3 protein-coding genes and 2 pseudogenes are annotated in these 5,523 nt (G+C 64.7%); 2 read left to right on the forward strand and 3 right to left on the reverse strand.

Annotated features, from left to right (window positions below; genetic code table 11):
* The 3 genes and pseudogenes from FRW57_RS16485 to FRW57_RS16495 all read right to left on the reverse strand — a co-directional run.
* Positions 1-420, reverse strand: a pseudogene (locus FRW57_RS16485) (LysR substrate-binding domain-containing protein); the annotation flags it as partial.
* Positions 421-551: 131 nt separating this feature from the next.
* A pseudogene (locus FRW57_RS24520) lies at positions 552-1,115 on the reverse strand (IS110 family transposase); the annotation flags it as partial.
* A gap of 234 nt (positions 1,116-1,349) precedes the next feature.
* Positions 1,350-2,975 (reverse strand): DUF6119 family protein, encoded by a 1,626-nt coding sequence (locus tag FRW57_RS16495; RefSeq protein WP_152186510.1) that lies wholly within the window; start codon positions 2,973-2,975, stop codon positions 1,350-1,352.
* A gap of 558 nt (positions 2,976-3,533) precedes the next feature.
* Between FRW57_RS16495 and FRW57_RS16500 the strand changes: the two genes are divergently transcribed.
* Positions 3,534-4,595, forward strand: coding sequence for an IS110 family RNA-guided transposase (locus FRW57_RS16500; protein ID WP_203230373.1), 1,062 nt, complete (start codon positions 3,534-3,536; stop codon positions 4,593-4,595).
* Positions 4,596-4,800: 205 nt separating this feature from the next.
* On the forward strand, positions 4,801-5,325 hold the full coding sequence (locus FRW57_RS16505) for a sugar O-acetyltransferase (RefSeq protein WP_238999466.1): 525 nt from the start codon (positions 4,801-4,803) through the stop codon (positions 5,323-5,325).
* Positions 5,326-5,523 lie beyond the last annotated feature (198 nt).

The raw sequence follows: 5,523 nt of genomic DNA on the forward strand, positions 1-5,523 counted from the left end.
CACGCAGCCGGGGGTGTCGGCGGCCTCGAGCAGCGCCTCGACCGTCGCCCGCACCGCCGGCACCCGCTCGAGGTCGGCCGTCGTGACCACGTGGACGGCACGCCGCGAAGCGGGGTTCACCGGCAACGTCACCACGTCGGGATGGCTCGCGCTGCGCAGGATCAGGTCGGGGATCAGCGCCACGCCCAGCCCCTCGGCGACGAGCCCCAGCACCGCGACGTAGTCCTCGGTCTCGAAGGCCACGTCCGGCGCGAAACCCGCCTTGTCGCAGAGGGACAGCAGGTGGCCCCGGCACCTCGGACAGCCGGCGATCCAGGTCTCGTCGGACAACGCCGCCAGGTCGGCGACCGGCGCCTGCGCCATCGGGTGGTCCTTGGGCAGCGCCAGCCGCACCTGGTCGTCGAGCAGCTTGTGGGTGACCAGCCCCAGCGGCGGATCAGGCTCAGGTCGCCGCTGGCGCCGACCCGGTCCAGCGCGACGGTCATCGCGGCCAGCCAACTCTTGGACTTCATCGGCTTCCCGGAGGCTTCCAACGCGCCCGGCCAGGCACACTCGAGCAGGTCGATGATCTGCTGCTTGGCGGCGGTGGCGTCGGTGACCAGGGCGGCCCGGCGGGCGCCGAGGTGCCGCAGCCGCGCCCAAGTCGGGTCGGCGCGTTCGGGCAGGTAGCAGCGCAACTCGGTGACCAGGCGGGCGATGATCATCGCGTCGGTCTCATCACTCTTGTTGTGGGTGAAGTCCTCGCTCTCCCGAGCGCGGTGCACCAGCAACGGCTGCACGCAGACCAGCCGGACGCCGGCCCGCTCGGCGATCTGGTCCAGCACCCGCCAGCGGTGCCCGGTCGGCTCGCAGGCGATCACGACCGAGGAGAACCCCGCCGCCGCGGCCTGGGCCAACCCCCAGGTGACCGCTTCGGCCAACTGCCACGCCTTCGCCTTGACGGTGCGGCGCCCCAGCACTCGGGAGTCCTGATCGGTCAGCGCGCACACCTGCTTGTCCGCGGCGGGGTCGAAGGCGAGCACCACACTCTCCCGAGTGACGACCGCGCGCAGCGCCGCGAGCCTGTCGTTGCGGCGGCGATCTCCACGTGAGAGCCGACGGTTACCGTTGGACATGCATCCTCCTGATGAGTGGTCTGGGACACCAAGCCCGTCAACCCCATCAGGGGGATGCCTCGGCCCCGGATCCAACACGCTCAGGTAGTTACTACGCGGCTCGCCCGGTGTCTGTGGACGCTGGGTGGCGTCTAGGCGTGCCCATGGAGGGGCGCGTGATCGGCGGGCGTTAGTGGGGGGCGGCTGGATCGGCTCGAAACTACTTGGGAGCCAGCTCGCGCATAACCTCGAGCCCTAGTTGCGTTCGGCGTCCGCGTGGACTTCAATAGGAATGCGGGCAACCGAGACCTCGAAACCGATAGCACGAAGTTGACGACTGGTCTGCGCAAGGTTCAGCTTGCTGAAGAATGGCAGCCAGTCAAGGCCAGCCCTCCCTGAGTTGGTGATGATGGCGAACGTGACACGGTACTCACGGTTTCGATTGACGGTCTCAGTACTGGCTGGCACCAGTTCCAGCCACGTCTCGCGTTGCGTCGAAACTCTCGACTCGATCTCTTTCCGGATTTGGTCGCGGAAGTAGCCATCATTAAGAAAGGTCGTTCCCGACACGGACCCCTGCGCGAACAGGTGGCTGAGGGTCGCGGACCGAGACTTTCTTTTCACGTGGACAAACTCGCCGCCTTTGGTGAGCACATCACACAGTTCGATTCCACTGGCGGCCCCTCCGGGGCGTTTGATCTTAGCATCCAGATTCAGCAACGCGCCGCTCGCAGAATCGGCGAGCCGCTTGTTGTAGTCCTTCTCGATTTCACCGGGCCGCGATGCGGGAAACGACAGCTGAGTGGTGGAGAGGGAACCCAGGAGATCGTCGACCTGTGCGACAAGGGACTCGCTGATCGCGAACCAGCGGCCCTCGATGAGGACGTACAGCTGACCGTCCAGGCGTTGCTCGGATACCAAGCAACGATAGAGAACCCAGCGATCATCGAAGTTCTCGGAACGTGTGAACCGGACCGCCACTCGTCGCTGCTTCAGGTCTTTGACAGACAGCGTCGACTTGGCTTGGCCCAGTTGCTCCAAATACTCCTCTAGGTCGAGGTCGTCGTATTCGTGCTGTCGGGTCCCAGTGATGCGGAAGGCATCGATGTCTTCCCAGAGGATCGTCTCTGGCATGGCGAGGTGGCTACCGAGCGCCTTCCCCGACTGGAGCTCAGCGACCAAGAGGTCGTCAAGAGAGTCGACGACCTCACGCTCTCGAACATGCGCGAGCTGGTCGATCCAGTCGAAGTTCTCCTTGTAGGTCTGCTCCTCGTAGGCCTCGAGAAGCTGGCCGCACAGGGCAGGCAAGTCAGACACGGTCGTATCAATGTTCAAAACGAGGGCGTCCGAGCCCGATAAGCGTTTCGCGAGCGAGGCGTCACGCGGCTCGCCAGTCACACCTCTGAGGACGTCGGTCGAGACGTCCACACCGAAGGTGGGCAACTCTGCGCTCTTGCTCACCTGGGTTGTGGTGCTGACCACAAGGTCCTCGAAGGTCTTCGTGTCCAGGCTTCTCAACTGGGAGGGATCGATGCGATTAAGCGCTACGCGAAGTCCAAACTGGAACTGGATTCTAGAGAGGTCGAGGAGCGCTCGGCCGTAGCCAAACGTGAACGCGAAAATTCTGCCTTGAAAACGTATGAGCAGAAGCCCGGAGGCACTGCGCGTCGTGACGTCGGCCAAACTAGCCGTCAAGATCGGCTGCACGAATGGAACCCAGTCCGGCGTCCGTGACGGCGGACGTACGACGTGCAGCGTTCCGTCCAGGCCAGAGCCGGGAGCAAGGTCCACCCGCTCAGATTTCTTCTCAGGGTCGAGAGCCGCGCCGAAGTCTTTGACTGTCTCGTTCAGAAGGTAAATCGTCAGCCGTCTAGTTCCCACGGGCCACCTCTCCCCTTATCCCTTCCGAGTCTAGTTAACTCCCACATGCGATTGGTCCGTGGCAGGCATTCACGCGCCTGCGATGCTCGATCCGTCTCAAGGCAGATTGATGGGCGCGTAAGAAGCGCCATCCACTCTCTCAGGAGTGACGGGGCGTCCCGCTGATACATCTCACGGCGTGGCTTGTGCGTGCCGCACGCTAGTACGGCGGCGCAGCACAACCTCGAGCCCTGCGACCTCGGAAGTGTGCCGGCGCCCCCTCGGTGGGGCCACCCTCCGTGCGCAGACGCGGCGAAAAGACTGTGAGGATCGTCAACGCAGCCTGAAGGTGCTGGGCTGTGGTTGGTGACCGCGAGTGTGACCCCCGAAAGGACTGGCCTTCGTGCCTTTGTTGCGACCTGTCCGCTCCCGGTCACCGGCCCCGGCCCGGTTGGAGGAGCTGGCCTGATCAGGAGCTTGACCACCTGGCGTAAGCGGCGCCGGGCGTGTCTCATCACAGTCCTGCCGAGCCTCCGTCCCGGACCGGAACCACGTCCCGTCCGGCGAAGGAGAGAACGCATGAACAGTCTGACCGATCTGCGCGAGGTGGTCGATGTCGTCATCGGCGTCGACACCCACGTCCATACCCACTCCGCAGCCGTGGTCGATGCTGCCACGGGTGGTGTCCTGGCCGAGATCACCGTCGAGGCGACAGCCGAGGGCTATTCCGAGGTGGTGGAGTTCGCCAACAACCACGCGATGTTGCGGGCTTGGGCGATCGAGGGAACCGGTGGCCACGGCGCCGGTCTGAGCCGTCACCTGCTGGAATCATCGGAGATCGTCATCGAGTTGGATCGCCCGAAGCGGTCCGCGCGTCGCAACGGCGCGAAGTCCGATCCGCTGGATGCGATCCGCGCTGCGCGTGAAGCGATGGCTCGACCACGGTTGGGGACACCCCGGACCGGAGGCGAACGCCAAGCACTCTCGGTGCTGTTGGCTGCTCGCCGCTCCGCGATCAATGCCTCCACCGAGGCCCAGCAGCAGGTATTCAGCCTGGTCATCGCAGCACCCGAACCCCTTCGACTCAGGTTCCGCGGCCAGAAGCTCGCCGCGATGCTCAACACGGCCGCGAACCTGCGAATGCACGCCTCCTGGGACACCGAGACGACCAGCACCGTGGTGGCGCTGCGGACCTTGGCCCGTCGTGCCCACGCGATGCTGAAAGAGGCACGAGAGCTGCAGAAGGCGATGGTGGCCATCATCCGCGGCTGGCGACCTGACCTGCTCGAGGAGTTCGGCGTCGGACCGATCGTGGCCGCGACGGTGTTGTGCGCCTGGTCCCACCCCGGCCGTATCCACTCCGAGGCCGCCTTCGCGATGCTCGCCGGCGTGGCACCGATCCCGGCCAACAGCGGCCAAGTCACCACCCGTTATCGGCTCAACCCCTACGGCGACCGCCAGCTCAACAACGCACTGCACACCGTGGTCCAGAGCCGGATCCAGTACCAGTCAGCCACCCGCGACTACGTCGCCCGTCGTACCGCCGAAGGCAAGACCGGCCGAGAGATCAAACGCTGCCTTGCTCGCTACGTCGCCCGCGACCTCTACCGCCTACCCGAAAATACGGCCGCAACTGCTTGACGAAGCATAGGAGCGTCGCATGTCCAGGGTCGCCCGAGTCGCGGCAGGGCGGGACGTACGACGGGCTGTGACCGTGTCAATCGGAGCCATGGGTCTTCATCGAGCCCCCGGCTCGCCATGCGAGCATCGACCCGTGCACAGCGAACAACGCCTACGAACCGGGACGCCCGAGTCACGATCCTTTGCAGAACGGGTACAGGCGGTCATGACTTTGACCGCGCGCCTCAACGCGCTGTCTTTCGATGACCTCGATGCGCGCAAGGCGCTGCTCACCGAGATCTTCGGCGGACCGGTCCCCGACTCGCTGTCCATATTGCCGCCCTTCTACAGCGACTACGGACTCGGAGCATCCTTCGGCGAGCGTGTCTTCATCAATCAGGGATGCTTCTTCCTCGACCTGGGTGGCATCACCATCGGTGACCGTGTCCTGATCGGTCCTCGGGTCACCCTGAGCACCGCCGGCCATCCCGTCGACGTCGACGATCGGTACGACTTCATCACATACGCACCCATCGTCATTGAGGAAGACGTGTGGATCGGCGCCTCGGCCACGATCACGCCAGGAGTCACCATCGGTCACGGCTCGGTCGTCGGCGCGGGAGCCGTCGTGGCAAGAGACGTGCCGCCACTGAGTGTCGTGACGGGAACGAGCGTGGTTGAGCGCAAACGTCTGAAGCAGCCGCGGACGGCCCCAACGTCACAAGCGCGCCTCCGGGCCCCGCACAAGTAGCTCCGCGAAAGTGAGACGCCCCACAGGCGGCGGCATGACGCGCGTCCCATAACAGGGCATCTCAAGTTGATGAACAATCAGCGGTGGAGTGCGGGCCTACTAGTACTACAGCCGCACTTAGTTTTTGCTGGTCCCGCGTGTCGACTGTGTGAGACTGGGAATTCACCGGCATGTTGCTCGTGTGATAGATGAGGTGGA

The sequence above is a fragment of the Segeticoccus rhizosphaerae genome (assembly GCF_009192725.1).
GTDB classification, from domain to species: Bacteria; Actinomycetota; Actinomycetes; order Actinomycetales; family Dermatophilaceae; genus Segeticoccus; species Segeticoccus rhizosphaerae.